The 25044-nt window shown below is 49.9% G+C and carries 10 protein-coding genes; 7 read left to right on the forward strand and 3 right to left on the reverse strand.

The window, feature by feature from the left end:
* Nucleotides 1–15 precede the first annotated feature (15 nt).
* The 3 genes from BW941_RS13540 to BW941_RS13550 form a co-directional block, all read right to left on the reverse strand.
* Nucleotides 16–15117, reverse strand: coding sequence for a filamentous hemagglutinin N-terminal domain-containing protein (locus tag BW941_RS13540; protein WP_076516910.1), 15102 nt, complete (start codon nt 15115–15117; stop codon nt 16–18).
* Nucleotides 15118–15209: 92 nt separating this feature from the next.
* Nucleotides 15210–17270, reverse strand: a complete 2061-nt coding sequence (locus BW941_RS13545) for a ShlB/FhaC/HecB family hemolysin secretion/activation protein (protein WP_076516913.1) — start codon at nt 17268–17270, stop codon at nt 15210–15212.
* 399 nt (nt 17271–17669) lie between these two features.
* Nucleotides 17670–18542, reverse strand: coding sequence for a Stp1/IreP family PP2C-type Ser/Thr phosphatase (locus BW941_RS13550; protein WP_139325850.1), 873 nt, complete (start codon nt 18540–18542; stop codon nt 17670–17672).
* A gap of 233 nt (nt 18543–18775) precedes the next feature.
* Here BW941_RS13550 and BW941_RS13555 point away from each other — a divergent pair, with 233 nt between their 5' ends.
* The 7 genes from BW941_RS13555 to BW941_RS13585 all read left to right on the forward strand — a co-directional run bounded on the left by BW941_RS13555 (nt 18776) and on the right by BW941_RS13585 (nt 25012).
* Nucleotides 18776–19480 carry a transposase gene (locus tag BW941_RS13555; protein ID WP_076516915.1) on the forward strand — a complete coding sequence of 235 codons (705 nt, stop codon included), beginning with the start codon at nt 18776–18778 and terminating at the stop codon, nt 19478–19480.
* Between the two features lie 345 nt (nt 19481–19825).
* Nucleotides 19826–20314: an Hcp family type VI secretion system effector gene (locus BW941_RS13560; RefSeq protein ID WP_068436237.1), complete on the forward strand. Its 489-nt coding sequence runs from the start codon at nt 19826–19828 to the stop codon at nt 20312–20314.
* A gap of 130 nt (nt 20315–20444) precedes the next feature.
* A complete protein-coding gene (locus tag BW941_RS13565) occupies nt 20445–22355 on the forward strand; it encodes a type VI secretion system Vgr family protein (protein ID WP_076516917.1) in 1911 nt (636 codons plus the stop codon).
* 11 nt (nt 22356–22366) lie between these two features.
* Complete coding sequence (locus BW941_RS13570) at nt 22367–22951, forward strand: DUF6931 family protein (RefSeq protein ID WP_068436241.1); 585 nt, start codon at nt 22367–22369, stop codon at nt 22949–22951.
* Between the two features lie 2 nt (nt 22952–22953).
* Complete coding sequence (locus tag BW941_RS13575; protein WP_076516919.1) at nt 22954–23247, forward strand: PAAR domain-containing protein; 294 nt, start codon at nt 22954–22956, stop codon at nt 23245–23247.
* A complete protein-coding gene (locus BW941_RS13580; RefSeq protein WP_076516921.1) occupies nt 23248–23745 on the forward strand; it encodes a DUF6795 domain-containing protein in 498 nt (165 codons plus the stop codon).
* Between the two features lie 31 nt (nt 23746–23776).
* Nucleotides 23777–25012 carry a lipase family protein gene (locus BW941_RS13585; RefSeq protein WP_084188976.1) on the forward strand — a complete coding sequence of 412 codons (1236 nt, stop codon included), beginning with the start codon at nt 23777–23779 and terminating at the stop codon, nt 25010–25012.
* Nucleotides 25013–25044: the final 32 nt, after the last annotated feature.

Genomic DNA, 25044 nt, shown 5'->3' on the forward strand with positions numbered 1-25044 from the left:
TCAGGCGATACAGAGTCACATATTAAGCTGTGATCTTGCATCGACCGGGAAGGTCACTGTGTTGCCCTTCTTCACACCCAGGCCAGAGTCCAGGGCATTCTGAATGGCTTGAGCAACCTCATCGCTGACCGACTTGATAACCCGGATCACAGTACCGTTCTTGATGCTCGATGGGCTTTCAATCTCTGGGTTCTGCTCCATGATTGAGTTCCATGCGTAACCGGTTCCGAGGAAGCGTTCAGAAAGTTTCCACAGCGAGTCACCCGCCTTGAAGACATAGTTCTGAACCACACCCAGTACCTCTCCGGTATCCGAATAAGCAATACGGATTTCCTGATCGGTGTTAATATCAGAGCCCGACGCCTGAGCGTCTTCGTCTTCTTCCTCATCACCGACCTGATAACCTTCCGGTGAACCCGATGCAGTTGGTTCATACGAAGCCAACAGCGACGCCAGCAATTCAGTATCCAGCGTCGAAGGTACATCGCTGCTAGCGTAGTATCCGCTTGAGCCTGCTACCGCGTTAGCATCAGCAATGAACGGAGACAGTGCCTCGAAGACCGCAGGGTTCAGCTGAGAGACATCACCAACGCTATCAACAATAACCAGTGCTGGTGATTGCGAGCTGATCAGAGAGTCAGTCTCTGTACCTTCAGTGTTGTACACCAGAGGCGCACCGTTCGGGAAGAACGGACTTACGAACGTAATTGCCTCAAGGTCGAGTCTGAGCGCGACTTCAAATGTAAGCTGGTTATTGGTTTCACCGATACTTGCCCACTCACCGGCGCCGTCGACACCCGATTCACCCGTACCGATATAAGCATTCAATGCCGACACATCGGTCGTGTTAATCGTTTCAGAGGTCAGGCTACCCGTGCCTGCTACCAGGCTATCCAGTACCAGTGTGCCACCCTCAATATCGATACTGCGAATCACGAGGTCACCATTCTGAATCATAGTGACATCAATAGACTGGCCGTTCAGCGTCTGAATAGAGATCAGGTTAATGTCAGTACGAAGTTCGATATCACCGTAGCTCAGAATCAGAAGTTCATCTGCCGTCACAGAACCTGTGATCGCAATAGGGTCACCCTCTGCCTGAACAGAAACGCCCGAACCGTACGTGGACAGTAACTCTACATTTTCAGAGCCATCAAAATTCAGCGTCATGGTGTTATCACCAAAGGAAACACTCTCACCGTTAAAGTCGGCCTGCATTGAGGTCGCCAGATCAAGCGCACCCACATTATTAAACAGTGATTCAAACTGACTGAAAGTGAATTTGCCCACCTGGTTAATACCGTTGCCAACCGCATTAATCAGCCAGCGTACACCGTCAATTTCATTAACCAGGGTGTCGTCGCCGTCAGACCCCAGCAGAGTCAGCGGGCCATCGAACAGGATGTCATTAGCCGCAACCTGCTCATCACTGCGGATCGTGAAGGTATCATCGCCAGTAGACCCCTGAATCTGATCATCGGTACCCGCAGAAACCTGACTCACTGATGTGAACAGAATCTCTTTAGTGCTTACAGAAGCAGATTCGTCACCCAGCGTGAAAATCTCAGTCTGAGCAGCAACATCATTTAATGTACCGCCAGACAGATCGGCAGATTCAATCGCGTCGAAGCGGATAGACTGTGCCACCAGTGCATTATCGGTAACCGTCAGCTCGGCCGAGGTTGCCGCAGATGTAGTGATGCTGTCCGTGCCTGTACCGCCATCAACATTCGCGACATCACTGAACAGGATGCCATTGCTGAAGAACTGATTCGCACCGACCAGCGCAAACTCATCGTTGGCTGCGGTGCCATTCAATGTTCCTGAAGACAGGCCTGCAGCTTCGAGGTTGCTGAACACGATGTCAGATGCGATCAAGCCAAGCTCAGTGCCATTCAGGGCAACCACAGCATCATTGGCAGCGACCAGAGAGTCATTACCGTCACCAGCATCAATGGTTGCTACCGAAGTAATCGTCATATCATTCACTTCGACCTGACCAGACGTTGCACCGGTGTTGAAGGTCTCTGCTGCATCAGTAGCCGTCAGAGCACCATTAGCAAGATCTACAGAGTCCACATTCGTGAATGCGATACCCTGAGTCTCCAGAGCGTTATCGCTCGCGGTACCTGTGTCGCTCACCAAAGTAGCACCATCAGTATTCACCTGGTCATTTCCACCCGCAGCATCGACAGATGCGAGATCGGTGAAATTAATGCCAGCAGAGGTCAGCGCATTGCTACCCGTCACATCGAAGGTATCTGCACCTGAAGTACCGGTCAGGGCATTACCTTGCAGGTCAGCCGTTTCGACAGATGTGAACTCATAGCTCGCAGTATCCAGCGCATTATCTGCACCGGTTAACGTTGAGTTGGCATCGTTAACTGTCAGTGCGTCGGTGCCGTTACCAGCATTGATTGCTGATGCAGCATTCGTCACGTTAATCGCATTTGCACTCAGCGTTGCTCCAGTGACTTCAAAGCTATCCGCCGCATCACTGCCTGTCAGCGTACCGTTCGCCAGATCGAGGTTCTCTACCGAGGTAAATGCGATCTGTTGAGTCGTCAGAGCGTTATCAACTGCAATGCCTGTTTCACTCGTCAGTGTCGCGCCATTGGTATTGACCTGGTCATCGCCAATACCGGCATCCACAGATGCAACATTAGTGAAGTCGATATCCGCAGAGATCAGAGCATTAGCACCAGTCACATCGAAGGTATCTGCGCCAGCGGTGCCCGTCAGCACATTGCTCTGCAGGTCTGCCGTCTCAATCGAGGTGAACTGATAATTCGCTGTGTTCAATGCATTGTCTGCACCAGTTAACGTTGCGTTCGTATCGTTAACCGTCACAGCATCATCACCAGTACCAGCATCGATTGCTGACGCTGCATTCGTAACAGTAATTGCGTTAGCGGTCAGAGCAGCGCCTGTGACTTCAAAGCTATCCGCTTCAGAGCTGCCGGCGAGTGTGCCGCCATTCAGGTCTGCATTCTCTGTCTCGCGGAAAATGATGCCCAGAGTTTCGAGCGCGTAATCAATCGCATTTCCTACCTCTGCAAACAGAGACGCATCGGCACCCTCGGTATTCACCTGGTCAGCACCATCATCCGCATTGACTGCTGCAACGTTACTGAAGTTAATTCCTGCAGAGGTCAGCGCGTTAGCACCCGTTACATCGAAGGTATCCGCCCCTGAAGTACCGGTCAGAGCATTGTCTGCAAGGTTTACTGTTTCAACCGATGAGAACTCGTAGTTAGCGGTATCGAGTTCATTATCGGTACCCGTCAATGTTGAGCTGGCATCATTTACAGTCAGAGTATCGGCACCGTCGCCTGCGTTAATGGCAGACGCTGCATTGGTCACAGAGATGGCGTTGGCCGTCAGAGCAGCCCCTGCGACTTCAAAGCTATCTGCAGCATCACTGCCTGCCAGTGCACCATTGGCCAGATCAAGGTTCTCTACCGAGGTAAAGGCGATCTGTTGAGTCGTCAGGGCATTATTAACGGCGACAGTCCCCGCAACATTGGTCTCACTGACTAGAGTCGCAGCATTTGTATTAACCTGGTCATCCCCATTGCCGGCGTCGACAGAGGCAACGTTAGTGAAATCGATATCCGCAGAGGTCAGAGCGTTAGGCGCTGAGACATCAAAAATATCATCACCTGCCGTACCCGTAAGAGCATTACCGGCGAGGTCAGCTGTTTCAACCGAAGTGAACTGGTAGTTCGCAGTGTCCAACGCGTTGTCTGCGCCAGTTAACGTTGAGTTGGCATCGTTAACAATGACTGAGTCATCACCGTTGCCAGCATCAATGGCTGACGCAGCATTAGTAACACTAATTTCGTTAGCGGTCAGTGTTGTGCCTGTTACTGCGAAGGTGTCAGCTGCGTCGCTGCCTGTCAGTGCGCCGCTCGCCAGATCCAGATTTTCTACCGAAGTAAATGCAATCTGCTGAGTCGTAAGAGCATTATCAACTGCATTGCCTGTTTCACTCGTCAGCGTTGCGCCATTGGTATTGACCTGGTCATCACCGTCGTTGGCATCCACCGAAGCAACATTAGTGAAATCGATATCCGCAGACGTCAGTGCGTTAGCACCCGTGACGTCGAAGGTATCCGCATTCGCCGTACCGGTCAGTGCATTATCAGCCAGGTCGGCACTATCAATTGAGGTGAACTGATAATTTGCTGTGTTCAGCGCGTTGTCAGAACCAGTGAGTGTTGAGTTGGCATCGTTAACAGTGACTGAGTCATCACCGTTACCTGCATTTATGGCAGACGCAGCATTAGTAACACTAATTTCGTTGGCGGTCAGAGTTGTGCCTGTGACTTCAAAGCTGTCTGCTTCTGAGCTACCCGCAAGCGTGCCGCCATTCAGGTCCAGATTTTCTGTTTCACGGAAGGTGATACCCAGAGTTTCGAGTGCGTAATCAACCGCATTCCCTAACTCTGCAAACAGAGACGCATCGGCACCATCGGTATTCACCTGGTCAGCATCGTCACCTGCATTGACGACTTCAACGTTAGAGAAGTCGATCCCAGCAGAAGTCAGCGCATTAGCACCAGTAACATCAAACGTATCGACACCAGAAGTACCAGTCAGAGCGTTTGTTGTCAGGTCAGCATTTTCAATAGAGGTGAACTGATAATTCGCTGTGTTCAGTGCGTTGTCAGTGCCAGTGAGCGTTGAGTTCGCATCGTTAACAATGACTGAGTCATTACCGTTGCCAGCATTAATTGCTGAGGCTGCGTTAGTAATATTAATTTCGTTAGCGGTCAGGGCTGTGCCTGTAACTTCGAAACTATCTGCTTCAGAGCTACCCACAAGTGTGCCGCCATTCAGGTTTGCATTCTCTGTCTCACGGAAGGTGATGCCCAGAGTCTCGAGTGCGTAATCAACCACATTTCCTAGCTCTGCGAACAGAGACGCGTCGGCACCACCGGTATTTACCTGGTCAGCACCATCGCCTGCGTTGACGACTACAACATTATTGAAGTTAATCCCTGCAGAGGTCAGCGCGTTAACACCCGTTACGTCGAAGCTATCTGCATTCGCCGTACCGCTCAGTGCATTATCCGCCAGGTCTACCGTTTCAACCGATGAGAACTCGTAGTTAGCGGTATCGAGTTCATTGTCAGTACCAGTGAGTGTTGAATTCGCATCGTTAACTGTGACTGAGTCATCACCGTTGCCAGCATTAATGCCAGAGGCTGCATTGGTCACAGAGATGGCGTTGGCCGTCAGAGCAGAACCGGCTACTTCGAAGGTGTCAGCCGCATCACTGCCCGCCAGTGTGCCGTTTGCCAGATCCAGATTTTCTACCGAAACAAATGCGATCTGTTGAGTCGTCAGGGCGTTTTCCACTGCAGTGCCTGTTTCACTCGTCAGCGTTGCGCCATTGGTATTGACCTGGTCATCTCCGTCGCTGGCATTAACGGAAGCAACATTAGTGAAATCGATATCCGCAGAGGTCAGCTCATTAGCGCCAGTCACATCAAACGTATCTGCACCAGAGGTACCTGTCAGAGCGCTATCAGTGAGGTCAGCACTATCAATTGAGGTGAACTGATAATTTGCCGTATTAAGCGCGTTGTCAGTGCCAGTCAACGTTGAGTTCGTATCGTTAACCGTCACAGCATCATCGCCAGTACCAGCGTCGATTGCTGACGCTGCATTAGTAACACTAATTTCGTTAGCGGTCAGAGTTGAGCCTGTGACTTCAAAGCTGTCTGCTTCAGTGCTGCCCGCAAGGGTGCCCCCATTCAGATCTGCATTTTCTGTCTCACGGAAGGTGATACCCAGAGTTTCGAGCGCGTAATCCACTGCACTACCCAACTCTGCGAACAGAGACGCATCGGCACCATCGGTGTTCACCTGGTCAGCACCATCATCCGCGTTGACTGCTGCAACGTTACTGAAGTTAATGCCTGCAGACGTCAGCGCGTTAGCACCCGTTACATCGAAGGTATCCGCATTCGCCGTACCAGTCAGTGCATTATTAGCGAGGTCTACCGTTTCAACCGAAGTGAACTGATAGTTCGCAGTGTCCAGCGCGTTGTCTGCGCCAGTTAACGTTGAGTTAGTATCGCTAACGGTCAGAACATCAACACCATCGCCTGCATTAATGCCAGACGCTGCATTGGTGACAGAGATAGCATTAGCAGTCAAAGCAGAACCGGTTACTGCGAAGGTGTCAGCCGCATCACTGCCTGCCAGCGTACCGTTCGCCAGATCCAGATTTTCTACCGAAGTAAATGCAATCTGCTGAGTCGTCAGGGCGTTATCAACTGCAGTGCCTGTTTCACTCGTCAGCGTTGCGCCGTTGGTATTGACCTGGTCATCACCGTCGTTGGCATCCACCGAAGCAACATTAGTAAAATCGATATCCGCAGACGTCAGTGCGTTAGCACCCGTGACGTCGAAGGTATCGGCATTCGCCGTACCGGTCAGTGCATTATCAGCCAGGTCGGCACTATCAATTGAGGTGAACTGATAATTTGCTGTGTTCAGCGCGTTGTCAGAACCAGTGAGTGTTGAGTTGGCATCGTTAACAATGACTGAGTCATCACCGTTGCCAGCATTAATTGCAGTTGCTGCATTCGTAACATTAATTGCGTTAGCGGTCAGAGCAGCGCCTGTGACTTCAAAGCTATCCGCTTCAGAGCTGCCGGCGAGTGTGCCGCCATTCAGGTCTGCATTCTCTGTCTCGCGGAAAGTGATGCCCAGAGTTTCAAGTGCGTAATCAACCGCATTTCCCAACTCTGCGAACAGAGACGCATCGGCACCATCGGTATTCACCTGGTCAGCACCATCGCCGGCATTGACTGCCGCAACGCTAGTGAAGTCGATGCTTGAAACTGTCAGCTCATTTGTACCCGTTACATCGAAGGTGTCCGTATTCGCCGTACCGGTCAGTGTATTATCAGCGAGGTCTACCGTTTCAACCGACGAGAACGCGTAGTTGGCGGTATCGAGCTCATTGTCCGTACCCGTTAATGTTGAGTTAGTATCGTTAACAGTCAGAACATCCGCACCATCGCCTGCATTAATGCCAGACGCTGCACTGGTGACAGAAATAGCGTTAGCCGTCAGAGCAGCGCCGTTTACTTCAAAGCTATCAGCCGCATCACTACCTGCCAGTGTGCCGTTCGCCAGATCGAGATTCTCTACCGAAGTAAATGCAATCTGTTGGGTCGTCAGGGCGTTATCAACAGCCGCGCCTGTATCACTGACAAGAGTCGCACCGTTGGTATTGACCTGGTCATTACCTTCTTTGGCATCCACTGAAGCAACATGAGTGAAGTCGATACCCGCAGAGGTCAGCGCGTTATCACCCGTTACGTCGAAGGTATCTGCACCAGAAGTACCGGTCAGAGCGTTAGTTGTGAGGTCAGCACTATCAATTGAAGTGAACTGATAATTTGCTGTGTTCAGCGCGTTGTCAGTGCCAGTCAACGTTGAGTTGGTATCGTTAACAGTCACGGCATCATTACCAGTGCCTGCATCGATTGCTGACGCAGCATTTGTCACGACAATACCGTTTGCAGTCAGTGTAGTGCCAGTCACTTCAAAGCTGTCTGCTTCAGTGCTGCCCGTCAGTGTACCACCACCGAGATCGGCTTCTAGAACACCCCGAAATACAATTCCCAATGTCTCAAGAGCATTGTCAACCGCGCTGCCCAGTTCAGCGAACAGAGAGGCGTCAGCACCATTGGTGGTTATTGTTTCACTTTCGCCTGCATCGTTTACGGCCTCTACGTTGGTAAAGTCGATGCCTGCTGACGTCAGTGCGTTTTCACCCGTAACATTTAAATTGACAACGCCAGTGGTACTCGTTAGATCATTGCCCTGCAAGTCAGCGGCCTCAATTGAAGTGAACTGATAGTTCGCTGTATTCAACTCATTGTCAGTGCCGGTTAACGCAGAGTTAGTGTCGTTAACCGTTACTGAGTCGTAACCGTTACCTGCATTAATGGCAGACGCTGCCTTGGTGATAGAAATGGCATTAGCAGTCAGAGCAGCGCCGTTTACTCCAAAGCTATCGGCCGCATCACTGCCTGTCAGCGTACCGCCCGCAAGATCCAGATTTTCTACCGAAGTAAATGCAATCTGCTGAGTCGTCAGGGCGTTATCAACAGCCGCGCCTGTATCGCTGACCAAAGCCGCTGCGTTGGTATTAACCTGGTCATTACCTTCTTTGGCATCCACCGAGGTGACATTAGTAAAGTTGATACCTGCAGACGTCAGTGCTTTTGAACCCGTGATATCGAAGGTATCCGCATTCGCCGTACCGGTCAGTGCATTATCAACGAGGTCTACCGTTTCAACCGACGAGAACGCGTAGTTGGCGGTATCGAGCTCATTGTCCGTACCCGTTAATGTTGAGTTAGTATCGTTAACGGTCAGAACATCAACACCATCGCCTGCATTAATACCAGACGCTGCATTGGTAACAGCAATGGCATTAGCAGTCAGAGCAGAACCGGTTACTGCGAAGGTGTCAGCCGCTTCACTACCTGTCAGCGTACCCCCCGCAAGATCCAGATTTTCTACCGAAGTAAATGCAATCTGCTGAGTCGTCAGGGCGTTATCAACAGCAATGCCTGTTTCACTCGTCAATGTCGCACCGTCGGTATTAACCTGGTCATTACCTTCTTTGGCATCCACCGAAGCAACATTAGTGAAATCGATACCCGCAGAGGTCAGCTCATTAGCGCCAGTCACATCAAACGTATCGGCACCAGAGGTACCTGTCAGAACGCTGTCAGTGAGGTCAGCACTATCAATAGAGGTGAACTGATAATTTGCGGTATCCAGCGCGTTGTCTGCACCAGTTAACGTTGAGTTCGTATCGTTAACAGTCACAGCATCATTACCAGTGCCTGCATCGATTGCTGACGCAGCATTAGTAACACTAATTTCGTTAGCGGTCAGTGTTGTGCCTGTTACTGCGAAACTATCTGCTTCAGAGCTGCCGGCGAGTGTGCCGCCATTCAGATCTGCATTCTCTGTTTCACGGAAAATGATGCCCAGAGTTTCGAGTGCGTAATCAATCGCATTTCCTACCTCTGCAAACAGAGACGCATCGGCACCCTCGGTATTCACCTGGTCAGCACCATCATCCGCATTGACTGCTGCAACGCTACTGAAGTTAATGCCTGCAGACGTCAGTGCGTTAGCACCCGTTACGTCGAACGTATCGACATTAGAAGTGCCTGTTAGTATGCCATCACTAAGATCCGCAGATTCAATATCCGTAAAACTGATATTGCTTGAGGTCAACGCTTCGTTAGTGCCCACTACAAGCACGGCGGCGCTAGTATTCAGTTGATCATCGCCGTCGCCGCCATCAACAGAAGCAACATTAGTGAAATCGATATCCGCAGAAGTCAGAGCATTAGCGCCCGTCACATCAAACGTATCTGCACCAGAGGTACCTGTCAGAACGCTATCAGTGAGGTCAGCACTATCAATTGAGGTGAACTGATAATTTGCCGTATTAAGCGCGTTGTCTGCACCAGTTAACGTTGAGTTCGTATCGTTAACCGTCACAGCATCATCACCAGTACCAGCGTCGATTGCTGACGCTGCATTAGTAACACTAATTTCGTTAGCGGTCAGTGTTGTGCCTGTTACTGCGAAGCTATCTGCTTCAGAGCTGCCGGCGAGTGTGCCGCCATTCAGATCTGCGTTCTCTGTTTCACGGAAAGTGATGCCCAGAGTTTCGAGCGCGTAATCAACCGCATTTCCTAGCTCTGCGAACAGAGACGCATCGGCACCATCGGTGTTCACCTGGTCAGCACCATCATCTGCATTGACGACTTCAACGTTACTGAAGTTAATGCCTGCAGACGTCAGCGCGTTAGCCCCCGTAACATCGAAGGTGTCCGCATTCGCCGTACCAGTCAGTGCATTATCAGCGAGGTCTACCGTTTCAACCGACGAGAACGCGTAGTTGGCGGTATCGAGCTCATTGTCCGTACCCGTTAATGTTGAGTTAGTATCGTTAACAGTCAGAACATCCGCACCATCGCCTGCATTAATGCCAGACGCTGCACTGGTGACAGAAATAGCGTTAGCCGTCAGAGCAGCGCCGTTTACTTCAAAGCTATCAGCCGCATCACTACCTGCCAGTGTGCCATTGGCCAGATCGAGATTCTCTACCGAGCTAAATGCAATCTGTTGGGTCATCAGAGCATTATCAACTGCAATGCCTGTTTCACTCGTCAGTGTCGCACCGTTGGTGTTGACCTGGTCAGCGCCATTGCCAGCATCCACAGATAAAACATTAGTAAAATCGATGTCCGCAGAGGTCAAAGCATTTGCACCAGTCACGTCGAAGGTATCGGCACCAGAGGTACCTGTCAGAACGCTATCAGTGAGGTCAGCACTATCAATAGAGGTGAACTGATAATTTGCTGTATCCAGCGCGTTGTCAGTGCCAGTGAGTGTTGAGTTGGCATCGTTAACAGTGACTGCATCATTACCAGTGCCTGCATCAATGGCTGACGCTGCATTCGTAACAGTAATTGCGTTAGCGGTCAGAGTTGCGCCTGTGACTTCAAAGCTGTCTGCTTCAGTGCTGCCCGCAAGGATGCCGCCATTCAGATCTGCATTTTCGGTCTCACGGAAAGTGATGCCCAGAGTCTCAAGCGCGTAATCAACAGCACTACCCAACTCTGCGAACAGAGATGCGTCCGCACCATCGGTGTTTACCTGATCAGTTCCGCCATCAGCATTGACGACTTCAACGTTACTGAAATCGATTCCAGCAGACGTCAGCGTGTTAGCACCCGTAACATCGAAGGTGTCCGCATTCGCCGTACCAGTCAGTGCATTATCAGCGAGGTCTACCGTTTCAACCGACGAAAACGCGTAGTTGGCGGTATCGAGCTCATTGTCCGTACCCGTTAATGTTGAGTTGGTATCGTTAACAGTCACGGCATCATCACCAGTACCAGCGTCGATTGCTGACGCAGCATTAGTAACACTAATTTCGTTAGCGGTCAGTGTTGTGCCTGTTACTGCGAAACTATCTGCTTCAGCGCTGCCGGCGAGTGTGCCCCCATTAAGGTCTGCGTTTTCTGTTTCACGGAAAGTGATGCCCAGAGTTTCGAGCGCGTAATCAACCGCATTACCCAACTCTGCGAACAGAGACGCATCGGCACCATCGGTGTTCACCTGATCAACACCATCATCCGCGTTGACTGCTGCAACGTTACTGAAGTTAATGCCTGCAGACGTCAGCGCGTTAGCACCCGTTACATCGAAGGTATCCGCATTCGCCGTACCAGTCAGTGCATTATCAGCCAGGTCTACCGTTTCAACCGACGAGAACGCGTAGTTGGCGGTATCGAGCTCATTGTCCGTACCCGTTAATGTTGAATTAGTATCGTTAACGGTCAGAACATCAACACCATCGCCTGCATTAATGCCAGACGCTGCATTGGTGACAGAAATGGCGTTAGCCGTCAGAGCAGCGCCGTTTACTTCAAAGCTATCAGCCGCTTCACTACCTGCCAGTGTGCCATTGGCCAGATCCAGATTTTCTACCGAAGTAAATGCAATCTGCTGAGTCGTCAGGGCGTTATCAACAGCCGCGCCTGTATCACTGACAAGAGTCGCACCGTTGGTATTGACCTGGTCAGAGCCATTACCAGCACTCACAGACGCAACGTTAGTGAAATCGATATCCGCAGAAGTCAGAGCATTAGCGCCCGTCACATCAAACGTATCTGCACCAGAAGTACCGGTCAGAGCGCTATCAGTGAGGTCAGCACTATCAATTGAAGTGAACTGATAATTTGCTGTGTTCAGCGCGTTGTCAGTGCCAGTCAACGTTGAGTTGGTATCGTTAACAGTCACAGCATCATTACCAGTGCCTGCATCAATGGCTGACGCTGCATTCGTAACAGTAATTGCGTTAGCGGTCAGAGTTGCGCCTGTGACTTCAAAGCTGTCTGCTTCAGTGCTGCCCGCAAGGATGCCGCCATTCAGATCTGCATTTTCTGTCTCACGGAAAGTGATGCCCAGAGTCTCAAGCGCGTAATCCACTGCACTACCCAACTCTGCGAACAGAGATGCGTCGGCACCACCGGTATTTATCTGGTCAGCACCATCATCTGCATTGACGACTTCAACGTTAGTGAAGTCGATGCCAGCAGACGTCAGCGCGTTAGCACCCGTTACGTCGAAGGTATCTGCATTCGCCGTGCCCGTCAGAGCGTTACTCGCGAGGTCAGCGGTTTCAACTGAGGTGAACTCATAGTTAGCAGTGTCGAGTTCATTGTCTGTGCCAGTTAAAGTTGAGTTGGCATCATTTACAGTCAGAACATCAGCGCCATCGCCTGCATTAATGGCAGACGCTGCGTTAGTTACGTTAATCGCGTTAGCAGTAAGAGCAGAACCGGTTGCTTCGAAGGTGTCCGCAGCATCACTGCCTGCCAATGTGCCGTTCGCCAGATCGAGGGTCTCTACCGAGGTAAATGCGATCTGTTGAGTCGTCAGGGCGTTATCAACAGCCGCGCCTGTATCACTGACAAGAGTCGCACCGTTGGTATTGACCTGGTCAGAGCCATTACCAGCACTCACAGACGCAACGTTAGTGAAATCGATATCCGCAGAAGTCAGAGCATTAGCGCCCGTCACATCAAACGTATCGGCATCAGCAGTACCTGTCAGATCGTTAGTTGTGAGGTCAGCACTTTCTATAGAGGTGAACTGATAATTTGCTGTGTTCAGCGCGTTGTCTGTACCAGTGAGTGTTGAGTTCGCATCGTTAACAATGATTGCGTCATCACCGCTGCCTGCATTAATTGCTGAGGCTGCGTTAGTAATATTAATTTCGTTAGCGGTCAGAGCCGTGCCTGTGACTTCGAAACTATCCGCTTCTGAACTGCCCGCGAGTGTGCCACCATTCAGGTCCGCATTTTCTGTCTCGCGGAAAGTGATGCCCAGAGTTTCGAGTGCGTAATCAACCGCATTTCCCAACTCTGCGAACAGAGACACATCGGCACCATCGGTATTCACCTGGTCAACACCATCGCCAGCATTGACTGCTGCAATGCTAGTGAAGTCGATGTTTGAAACAGTCAGCTCATTTGTACCCGTTACATCGAAGGTGTCCGCATTCGCTGTACCAGTCAGTGTCTGGCCTGAGATATTCGCATCCGTGACACCAGTGAAGGTGTATGTTTGATCAATGCTATCGGTCAGCTCGTTCGCGGTACCTGTTAATGACCAGCCATTCGCAGCACCAGTGAAGACATCTGCACCGCCATTAGCATTTACCTGGTTGTTCTGTACGCCTGATACAACTATGCCATTGGCAGTCAGGCTGGCGCCTGTCATATCGAAGGTATCTACACCTGCGGAACCTGTCAGCGCCTGACCTGACAGGTTCGCGTCCGTGACTCCTGTGAAGGTGTAGGTTTCATCAATACTGTCGGTCAGCTCATTCGAGTTTTCGGTTAATGACCAGCCATTCGCTGCACCAGTGAAGACATCTGCACCGCCGTTAGCATCTACCTGGTTATTCTGCACGGCTGATACAGCTATGCCATTGGCAGTCAGGCTGGCGCCTGTCATATCGAAGGTATCTGCACCTGCGGAACCTGTCAGCGCCTGACCTGACAGGTTCGCAGCCGTGACTCCTGTGAAGGTGTAGGTTTCATCAATGCTGTCGGTCAGCTCGTTCGCGGTACCTGTTAATGACCAGCCATTCGCAGCACCAGTGAAGACATCTGCACCGCCGTTAGCATTTACCTGGTTGTTCTGTACGCCTGATACAGCTATGCCATTGGCAGTCAGGCTGGCGCCTGTCATATCGAAGGTATCTGCGCCCTCGGACCCCTCAAGAGCACCATCCGCGAGATTGAGGTTGTTAACACTAGTAACAGAAAAGTCTGTAGTACCGAGCGTTATCTCATTGTCAGTTCCAGTCAGCTGAGCATTATTTAACGTAGCGTTACCAGTCTCGATAGTAACTTTGCTCGCGACAGCCGTAGCCTTACCGTCAGTACCAAAGTCGATTGATGCACTATTACCAATCGTTAGTTCTGTAGCAGCGCTATTATTATGAATATTAAGAGTGTCAGTACCATTGCTCAGATCTACTTCACCACCTAATCTGATGGTGTCACCATCAATATTAATCGACGCGGCTTTCGCAGTACCTTCGAGGTTAATCGCGCTATTATATAAATCGGACGCATCTCGTGCAGTCAAAAACACCTGTTGAGCACTCAATTCTCCTATACTACTAATAGCATTTGTACCTACGGCGTCTGTTACATCAGCTGTAATCTCAAAACCAACCAGTCCATCTTGATTAAAGCTTATATAACCAGCACCGCCTGCTCCGAGACCAAGGAGATTTCCGACAGTGATATTGGCGGCGTTATCAACTTCCGCACCAACAGCAATAAAATTATTATTCCTAGTGTGCGCTACACCCTCAGCATCGCTGGTAAAGTCAACGCCACTTTTAATGGTAATTTTTCCATTAGCATCAGTCTTTACAAGCAAAAGATTGTTGTAGTTTTCAGCCTCATCATTACCTTGAAAGAAATCCTGGTTACCAGCATCAACGCCACCAGATAACCCCATCCCTGATACCACTAAACTATTAACATCAATTATCGCTGTACCCGCAATTGTCATACCATTCGGATTGACAAGGATAATATTACCGTTTGCTTTCAACAGCCCAGCAATCTCACTTGCCGATCCAGTAATCTGGTTAACCAAAATATTGCTAGGGTCACCTTGAAGAAACTCAATACCATACCCTTCAGCAATATCAAAGCTAGTCCAGTTAGCTAGAACACGGGCGCCCGTCACTGTGTAAACATCCGATTTACCTGTAGCGATTCCATCAATAGAAGCACCATTTTCAATCGTAACTGAGGTCTGAGATCCTGCCAGCTCTGGCAGATTTGCCGCCCACGCAACCGGCGCTACTACTTGCCCTGCAATTAAAGTGACATACACCCCACCTTTCAGGCCATCACGAACCCCGGCAAGGGTCGTACTCAGGGCTGATATAGCAACGCTCAGGGCATTTTTTCTGAAACTGTTTGATACGGTCTCAATGCGTTTTTTCGTGTAGTGGGTCATTGTCACTGCTCTCATTGCAAGGAGGGCTGAGCCCTCCGGTAGCTTATCCATGTGTACCGGCTGTCTGGTCGCCGGCGCTGCGCTTTTGTGCGTCAGAAATAAAAGTTGATGTCAGCGAATACTTCGATGGCATCAGGATTGTTATTCAGTGGTTCGGTACTGGCGTCACCATCCTGTGGGTCCAGGCTCGACTTGCCGTATACTGGGGTAGCAACAGACACTTTACTGCTGAAGGTCGAACCCCAGGTTGCTTTAAATACAAGGCCAGCGGCACTCATTTGTGCCCATTCGTCTTCTGCCAATGTACCGCTGTCCGTTATGAAGCCGCCGTTCTGAATGCCGTAAGCTAGATCAAATAAAATACCGGCCTGGAATACATCATTGAGCGTATTTCTACCGAAGAGATTCCACTCAGGGAGGTCGAAGTACCACTCGTTGCTTATAAATGCGGATTTATCAGCAGAGAAGTCGCCGACCTGAAAACCGCGAACGCCCGTTGAGCCGCCCATACTGAATTGCTCAAACGAAGGGAGCGACTGGTCGGTATGCTGAAGGCGAACGCTGGTCAGTAAGCGGCTGTATTTCTCGGTAAATGGCAGAGGAATGAAGAAGAGCGAGCTGGTATCAATCGCCGTGCGCACATAATTTTCATCAGCGCCCTCAACAACGTCGGTCTGGAAGCTACCGTACTGAACGCGGAGATTCGCGGTGTTGAGCATACGAATACCCGATTGACTCAAACCATCTATGTAGAAGTTCCACTCACCCGCGACGACATGATCTTCCGTCGACAGAAAATCGATATAGCTCTCTACCGTTGAGGTTTTATCGGTAACTGCCAGTCCAGTCGACATATTAAAGTCACGGGTACGGCGAATCTGATAGTCATAACGAAGTGCGTAGGTAGTATTTACACCGCTGATTTCCAGGGCGTTGATAATGCCGCCATCTTCGTCAACAAGATCGAATGTGTTGCGGTCGGCACTGATCGACACCCGGTTGCGCAGGTTAAATACAGGCAGAGAGTAACTGATCTGACCGAGATTACTGTGTGCTTCGCGCGTACCAATTTCGTCTGCAAGGCCGTCACCCGAATCATTCTGGCCGATATCTTCAGAACGTAGCAGGCCTATGCTCAGATTGTCGCCAATGCCTGCTGGGTTATGCCATTGCATATTGCCGTATGCGCGCGCTTTACCTGTAAACCGAGCACCGTGATTATCCAAACGCACGAGATAGGAGAAATCATCTTCCTCACGAACCACCAGGCGAAGCCGTGTTTCACCTGGATTATTACCCGCACTGAATGCTCCGGTCAGTGTCATGCCGGGCAGGTCATTGAGAATATAAAGCGCTTCTTCAACCTGCTGGCTGGTTACGATGCCACCAACGATATGCTCCAACGGAGACTCAAGCAGCTCCTCGCTGTAACGCTCATTACCCAGAGCTTCAAGCTGACCAAGGCGCCCTTCCATCACAGTAAAAGTCACTACGCCGTTCTCAACTTCTTGTGCTGGCAAAAGCACACGCGCCAGAAACAGCCCGCGCTTGCGGTAATAAATCGTCAGCAGGTTCGCAATTTCTTCCAGATCGGCAAAACTAAGGCCGCGGCTCCGCTTCTGGTCACGGATTAACTCAATCAGCGCCTGCATATCTTCATGAGTCAGGTCATCAACGTCTGAATCACTGCCAATGTCGCGCAGATATGCCGTGATCTCACGAAGTTCATCCGGCGTATAACCAGCATCACCACGCTGGTCTTCCTTCATATAAACGATGCGCAAACGCTCAGCTTCAGCCAGCACACCTTCGCGCGTGATACCAAACTCAGGAAACTCTTCCAGGCGTTCAAAAGCGAATTTGTTTACAAGAATACGGGGGCCCGCATCACGGTCATTAATATCTGGGATATCGCCATCCGTGCTTGGCATCAGATCCTTCTGACGAGAGCGCTGACGGAAGTCTTCATCTGCGTCCGGCTGATCATCAGGCGCATTAATACCAAACACATCACGTAAAGAAGATGCCTGTTGGGCTGAAATACCAGGGACCTGAGGATCCGCTGCCTGAACAACGCCAGCGGCAAAAAGTGACAGTAACGACAACGTAACACCCCGGCGCACGGACGCACCCAGGCTGGAATGAATCAACATATCCCTGTTCCTTAAACGTGCAGGCACGGCCGCACGCATCTGTGTTTTAACAAGAAGCAGTAGAGCCGGGAGGCGGCCCACGTAACGATCTCTATGAGGAAAATTCTGAGACATCCTTGCCCTACTGAAATTGCAATCCGTTTAGCGCCTGCTCGGGGCAGAGCTGCATAAATCGGGCCTTATCAACGCCATATTGACGCCAGACCCGGTAAAAATCGGCGGCATTATAGCAACATGATCAGAGCTTGAATACCGGCCTGTTAAAACACATAAAAGACGAATTCGATCTCTGAACAGGAGTTTACCCAAAGAGAATCACACAGCAAAGAGGCTCGCCGGACAGAAAGTCAGGCAGGGCTGAAATGGGAATTTATATTACTGAGTAACCACTCAACAGAGTTATTCCCCGAAACGAGGCTGATTTCTGCGAACGGTCGTATCTTCACCCTGCCCACTCGGTACTGAGATAACAGGCGCTACAGACTGATTCGGACCCACGGTAACCTCGAGCATCCCGACACTGATATTATCGCGGCCACCACTGTGATTCGCATCATCAATTAAGCGATAGCAACACTCGAGTGCTGGACGGTGCGTTGCCAGAACATGTTGCAGCTCGGCGTTATCGAAATACTCAGTCAGGCCATCAGAACAGAGCATCAGCAATGCACTTTCAGTTAAACGGTAGGTTTTGAGGTCGGGCTCTACATCCTCCTGGACGCCTAGTGCACGGGTGATGTGGTTACGCACATCGCTGGTTCTGGCCTCTTCCTCGGTGAGCGTACCCGCATCAATCATTTCCTGAACCACGCTATGGTCACGGGTCAGCTGCGTCAGCCCCTTAAGGCTCCAGTGATACGCACGGGAATCGCCAACATGGGCCACCGTGAGTTGATCCTGCCACACCACAGAAAGAACCACCGTCGTTCCCATGTGAGAAAAATCCGGGTTCTCCGCTTTCGCTTCAATGATAGACAAGTTGGCCTTGTGAATGCCGCTACGAACCGCAGACTGAATCATCAGTTTCTGTTGCTCAGGGGTACAAGCAAGGAACGTCGGGGTAATCAGCTGACTGAAACAAAGACTGATCGTCTGAATGGCAATCCGGCTGGCAAGCGCGCCACCGCTGTAACCACCCATACCGTCGGCCACAACAACGTACGCGAATGGCTGATCAGGATGAGCAAACCACGTAATTGCATCCTCATTTTCCTCCCTGATCTGGCCGATATCCGTGCGACCATTTACTGCAAGAGAGACGCTTCTGCTCATTCCATTTTCCATATCTCAAGTGAACAGAGCACTCGCCCTCCGGGCAGGCTGCGGATACAGCGGCTCTGTGTGGACTCGAGCGATTAAAACAAAAAAAGCTGAGCGGTGACAGAATTTTTCCTGATTCGCCTCTGGTTGATTTTGCAACACCTGTTCAGCATAATTGGCCTCACTTCAGCGTGGCAGCGTCTGAAACTTCAGGGAATCACCGTCAGCAGGGACACATACTCGACATGGCAAGACTGCCGCGTATCAACATCGCCAACATCCCCCAGCACATCATTCAGGTCGGCCACAACAACCTGAATTGCTTCTTCGATGACGAAGATTACGAATTTTATCTGGCGTCATTGCAGAAGGCGGCTGAGCAATACGATGTCGATCTTCATGCCTATGTATTAATGCCCAATGCGATTCAGATGGTTGCCACACCGAACATCGCAAATGGAATTTCATCCATGATGCAGTCACTTGGCCGTCGCTACGTTCAATACGTCAATCACCGTTACCAGCGCTCGGGCACCTTATGGGGTGGCCGCTATAAGTCCAGCGTCATTGATTCCGAGGCCTACCTGCTTACCTGCTATCGCTACGTTGAACTGAAACCCATGCATGAAGGGATTGTCGAGAGTCCTGAGCTTTACGAGTGGTCAAGTTTCAACCACCACACTGGGCGAAAGAAGAGCAAAATTCTTGAGGACCACCGGCTGTACCTTGCGCTCGGCGATACCTACGAAGAGCGTGCCAATGAGTACAGTAAGCTATTCCGCTATGAATTCGACCGCGGACTGCTTACCTATATTGCTGAAACCATCAAACTCGGCCAGGTACTCGGCGGAGATCAGTTCACCGAGAACATTGAAAAAATTGCCAACCACCGGGTACGCCCACTTAAGCGTGGCCGCCCGAAGAAGAAGTCAAAACCCACCACCGCTTAATCGGCGAATACGCCCAGTGGCGTAATATTACGCATCATTGTAATTTTCTCGATCATCGCAAAAAATTTCTTTTAATAAATCGTGTCAGAGTCAAACCGCTCACTGATCACTGGCTTCTCCCATGTAGTTAAAGGCCCTGTCTGTCTGCAGCCAGCCTCGTGAAAGTAACTGCTATAAATTCGTGCCAGAGTCGAATAAATAATAAAAAATCAGGGGTTTTCGTCTCGGGTCTAATCTGTTTAACTTGGCCTCACTTGCCATATGGCCGTGGTTTAAGCGCTGAAAATCAGCCCGCACAGCCAAGGCTTGAAGGAAATCTTTAACTAAATACAGAGGAATTGTTAAATGGCTATCTACATGAATTTCAACGGCAACAACCCACAAGGTAACGTAACTGCTGCTGGTTACGAGAACTGGATTGAAGTTGATAGCATGAGCTTCGGCGTTGGCCGCTCAATCACCATGCAAGCGGGTGCAATGTCTAACCGTGAAGCATCTCGTCCAAGCATCAGCGAAGTGACTGTAACTAAGCCACTGGACGCTGCTTCAGGTGGCCTGTTCAAGTCATCTGTTACTGGTGACGCTGGTGTTAAGGTAGAAATCCACGTTGTTCAGACTGGTGCAGAGAAAGTAGAAAAGTACGCTGTCTACACTCTGGAAGAAGTAATCATCTCTTCTTACAGCATCAGCGCTGCAGCTGGCGGTGCTCCAGCTGAGTCTATCTCTCTGAGCTTCGCAAAAATCGAAGCTGACCTGACTCACGCTGATAAGACCAACAAGAATACTAAGAACATGAAGGTTGGTTACGACCTGACTACTGCAAAACCACTGTAATAGGGTATCCTAACCCCATTACATCTCAGGGCAGCCTGCAACAGGCTGCTCTGTTCTAAAGGATTCTAACGCAAGTGGAAGCGTAGCCCCCTCATTACGCTACCCATCACAAACGCAGTGGTGATATAGCATGACGGCACTCAGTCAGAACAACCGCCTTATTCAGATAACGACTCCGTTAGGTAAAGACGCAATGATTGTGTCAGAGCTGACCGGTGACGAATATATTTCAGACCTTTTCCACTTCCACCTCGACTTATATTCTGACAACCACGAGATCGCTCAGAAAGACCTTCTCGGTAAAGACGTTACTATCAGCCTGCAATCAGAAAAGACGAAAGAATCACGCTATATTCACGGCTACATCAACCACCTGGCAATGCTTGATGTTAACGACGAAGGATTACGTCGATATCGTGCTGAGGTAGTGCCAGGGCTATGGTTCACAACACTCGGTGCGAAAAACAGGATCTTCCAAAAGAAAACTGCCGATAAGATCATCGAAGAAGTTCTGAAAGAATACAGCAAGCTTGTCTCATTCAAGCTGAATACCAAAGGCAAGTTTGCCGAACGTGAATACTGCGTTCAGTTTGAAGAAACGGACTTTGCCTTTGTATCACGCCTGCTCGCAGAAGAAGGCATCAGCTACTACTTCACACACAAAGACGGTGAACATGAACTTATCTTTGTCGATGATGCACAGGACTTCGTCGACTCAGGCGCGGCCAAAGCAGAATATGATGGCGGCGGTGTTCAGCCAGACATTCCATCCGTGCACAGCTGGCAGCGGACCTTTAATTACCATACAAATGCATTCGAATTCCGTGATTACTCCGAGAACACGACGAGTAAAGATCACAAGCAGACAGTTAAAACCAAATCAGACCTGAATAAAATTTCAGGTCTGACTACCCAGGGATATGGTGCTTTCCACTTGGAGCCCGAGGGAGATAGCGAGCACACTCTCATCGATGCTAAGAGTAAGTCCTTCGCTGAGAACAGCATGGAAGCCGTTGAGGCAGGGTTCGACGTTGCACAGGGTACGAGCAATATCATAGCCCTATCGGCGGGTGCACGTTTTGAACTTGAACACCCTATTTCCAGCGAAACAGGTAAGTACCTGGTGACTCACCTCAGCATCATTGCCCGCGATGGTAATGGCGAATCAACCCAGAACTCGAACCGTTTCAGCTGCGTTCCATCAGATACTTTGGTCAGGCCTCAGCACGACGCCTACCGACGCCAAGTTCATGCGCCTCAGGTCGCAACCGTATGTGAAGTAAAAGCCACAGGCAGTGACAGCTCCAAAGACACTTTCACCCAGGTAAAAGTTACCTTCCCATGGAACAGTGCCCAGAACTCTTGCTGGGTACGAGTCGTACAGCAATTCGCTGGTAAAGGCTGGGGTGCGAACTTCGTTCCGCGCGTCGACCAGGAAGTAGTCATCAGCTACATCAATGGCGACCCTGATCGCCCGCTGGTAACAGGGGCTGTTTATAACGGAACCAACGCAGGTCCGAACTACACATCGACGCAAAGCGGCTGGAAAACCATGGTCAAAGACAGTGAATTTAACGAACTGCGCTTTGACGATAAAAAAGGCAGCGAAGAAATTTATATGGAAGCCGGTAAAGATCACAACTGGATCATTCACAATGACCAGACCGGCACCGTCGAAAACGATCAGACCGTCACCGTTAAGAACGACCAGAAGCTGACCGTAGAACAGAATCGCACAGCAACCGTCAGTAAAGGCAACGATTCACTGACCGTATCGAAAGGCAATCAGACGACCAAAGTCGACTCAGGCAACCATAGCCTGAAAGTCAGCAAAGGTACGTCAACAATCGATGCTATGGGCGCGATTAAGATTACCTCCAAGACCTCAATCGAACTGAAAGTCGGCGCTAACAGCATAAAAATCGACCAGAGCGGCGTTCAGATTAAAGGCACCATGCTTAAAGCCAAAGCCAGCGCTATTGGCGAAGTATCAGCCGGCGGCATACTCACGGTGAAGGGTGCCCTGACCAAAATTAACTAAGTGGTAACAGCATGACTCAGCTGATAAAAATACAGGCGCTGACTGCCGACGAACTGCTCAAAGAATTTGAATTAACTGAGCCGGAGGCCGCTGATGTCGTGATTCCTGATACAGCGCCGCAGATCAGTATCGAGCGCTTGATGGAAGCAGGTTACTACCAGGATGCCATCAAACTACTGGCCCACGGCCTACCTAAGCGAGAGGCAGTCTGGTGGGCCTGCCTCGCTGCGAGAAAAGCCCAAAAGCCAGACACCGACGAACACAACATTAATGCCCTGTTGGCGACCGAAACCTGGGCTCGAAAACCCACAGAAGACCATCGCCAGCGCTGCAAAGAACTCGGTGAAAAAACACAGTACAAAACTGCAGCCAGCTGGGCGGCCACTGCAGCAAGTTGGTGTACCGGAAGCATGACCCCACCGGGCGAACCTGAGGTACCACCACCAGCCTACCTATACGCCCATGCAGTGGCCGGCAGCATCACACTCGCTTCAGCCACGATCGACCCGGAAAAAATTGAAGACAACTATAAGCTGTTTCTCGCTCAGGGCATCGATCTTGCCCGTGGCGGAAACGGCATGATCGAAGGAGCCTGATCATGGGAAAGCCAGCCTCACGCATCACTGACATGCACGTCTGCCCGATGTCATCTGGTCCGGTACCGCACGTTGGCGGCCCTATTGTCTCTCCCGGTGCACCTACAGTGCTCATCGGTAATATGCCTGCCGCGACTCTGGGCAGTATGTGTGTCTGCGTTGGGCCTCCCGACTCTATTGTCATGGGCAGTACAACCGTCCTGATGAGCAATAAGCCTGCAGCACGGATGGGCGACTCAACAGCTCACGGCGGTAAGATTGTATTGGGCTGCCCGACCGTTTTGGTGGGCGGGTGAATGGTGAAGCTTTCTCTTTTTATCGTATTAATAATTGCATTCGTAGGGGCTAACGCGATGTCAAAGAACAATAAAACGTGCTTATTCTCAGCAATATCCGGCACGATCACGCTCAATGGCAAGCCAGTTGCAAATGCAAGAATAAAGAGAGTTTCAGACGAACGGATTGACGAGTCAAAGACGGATGAAAATGGCTACTTCAGCATGCCTTCTGTTTTCGACACATCCATTTCCAATGCAATCAGGAAGTTCGTTCCCAGTCAGTTTGTTTCCCCACAGACGCTTTATGTTTATGTAGATGGGATGGAATACCAACTATTAGAGGGAATCAAACGTAAAGAGAGTGAATTTTCAGAATCACGGGGTAAACCTTGGATAATAAGCTGCGAATTAAGCGATGATCCAATCCGGTTCAGAATTGAAGGAAATGCCTTTTCTTCTAGGTGTAAGTGGGATGCTGAACACGACAGGAAGAAAATAATTTTACCACCAGAGTAATATCCATACATTTGCAAGGGATTATATAATTATGGAATTTCCACCACTGATGGCCGCAGAGATAGCGAACGATATCTACTATCTTGTTACAGCCGATAATACCGGATTCGGATATGAAACCTTTTACGATTTACACGAAGGTTACCTAGAGCTTCCAGAGCCACCTAGACTTGGTAAAAATACTGATTGTTCCACCCTGCCAATTCTAAAGGGAACTACGGGTTCCTTATTTTTCCTTAAATCTCAAACAGGTATGGGGCTAACAGCATTCGGGAAGGAATCGGGCTATAAGGGCCACGCTTTCATAGTATTCCGAGGTACAAACAAAAAATTCGCCGCAGATATTCTAACTGATGCAAGCGTAGGGATTACACAAAGATCCTCATATGGCCACCCGGTTCATAATGGATTTTCTGAATCATTCAATTCAATGAAGAGCCAAATAGACCCATTTTTGATTGAATGCGGTAAACGAAATATCGAACAGCTTCATATCATAGGCCATAGCCTTGGTGGCGCCCTCGCCACTCTATGTACTGAATACTCAAAATCCAAATATCCTACTCTACCAGTAAAATGCTATACATTTGGCTCTCCCCGAGTTGGCCTGAGGAACTTTTCCGATGAATTCACAAGGAAAATTGGTCCACAGAATATATACCGAGCTTATCACCGCACTGACCTGATTCCATGCATCCCATGCTGGCCTTTTATGCATGTTCCGGTAACTACAGGTGCAGACTATGACTATTTCCTGCCTAGTTCAGGTAATTTTGCAGCCTTAGCAGCACACGATATGGAGTTGTATAAAGACTCCGTCGAAGGTAAAAAGTGGCCAGCATTGAGAGGGCTGAAATATGAACACTTGCAGCCTACCGAAATTGAGCCTTGGCTTAATAATAAGTCGCCAGTTAGCTTTACCCCGACAAATCTTGAGTATTTAGATAAGGCTATTAACTATGTACTACTAAAAGTAGCAAAAGGTATAGGAAGCGCGGTTGGAGCGGGATTGACTGGATCGTTTACACTTCTGGATCAATTGGCTTACGTTTTAAGAAAGGGGATAGACCTAACCAAACATCTGTCCACGCTTGTACTTTCGCTGCTCAGAAAAATCGCTGAGTTGCTTGGAATGAGAAGGACCATTGAAGCAGCAGATGCTACCTTGGCCTTTATTAGAAATCTATTTGAAAGACTACACCGAAAAGTCAGTGAGCAAGCCCAGAAAATTCTCGATGCTGTTTTGGTTAATGGAAAATCGATATAAAAACCGGGGCTTTCGCCCCGTTTTTTTTTCCT

Source organism: Thalassolituus maritimus (assembly GCF_900156675.1).
Classification (GTDB): Bacteria; Pseudomonadota; Gammaproteobacteria; order Pseudomonadales; family Oceanobacteraceae; genus Thalassolituus; species Thalassolituus maritimus.

What these genes read in the sequence shown, in the direction of transcription:
- BW941_RS13540 (WP_076516910.1), bottom strand. Translation starts at nt 15,117, where the DNA reads ATGACCCACTACACGAAAAAACGCATTGAGACCGTATCAAACAGTTTC.
- BW941_RS13545 (WP_076516913.1), bottom strand. Translation starts at nt 17,270, where the DNA reads ATGTTGATTCATTCCAGCCTGGGTGCGTCCGTGCGCCGGGGTGTTACG.
- BW941_RS13550 (WP_139325850.1), bottom strand. Translation starts at nt 18,542, where the DNA reads ATGAGCAGAAGCGTCTCTCTTGCAGTAAATGGTCGCACGGATATCGGC.
- BW941_RS13555 (WP_076516915.1), top strand. Translation starts at nt 18,776, where the DNA reads ATGGCAAGACTGCCGCGTATCAACATCGCCAACATCCCCCAGCACATC.
- BW941_RS13560 (WP_068436237.1), top strand. Translation starts at nt 19,826, where the DNA reads ATGGCTATCTACATGAATTTCAACGGCAACAACCCACAAGGTAACGTA.
- BW941_RS13565 (WP_076516917.1), top strand. Translation starts at nt 20,445, where the DNA reads ATGACGGCACTCAGTCAGAACAACCGCCTTATTCAGATAACGACTCCG.
- BW941_RS13570 (WP_068436241.1), top strand. Translation starts at nt 22,367, where the DNA reads ATGACTCAGCTGATAAAAATACAGGCGCTGACTGCCGACGAACTGCTC.
- BW941_RS13575 (WP_076516919.1), top strand. Translation starts at nt 22,954, where the DNA reads ATGGGAAAGCCAGCCTCACGCATCACTGACATGCACGTCTGCCCGATG.
- BW941_RS13580 (WP_076516921.1), top strand. Translation starts at nt 23,248, where the DNA reads ATGGTGAAGCTTTCTCTTTTTATCGTATTAATAATTGCATTCGTAGGG.
- BW941_RS13585 (WP_084188976.1), top strand. Translation starts at nt 23,777, where the DNA reads ATGGAATTTCCACCACTGATGGCCGCAGAGATAGCGAACGATATCTAC.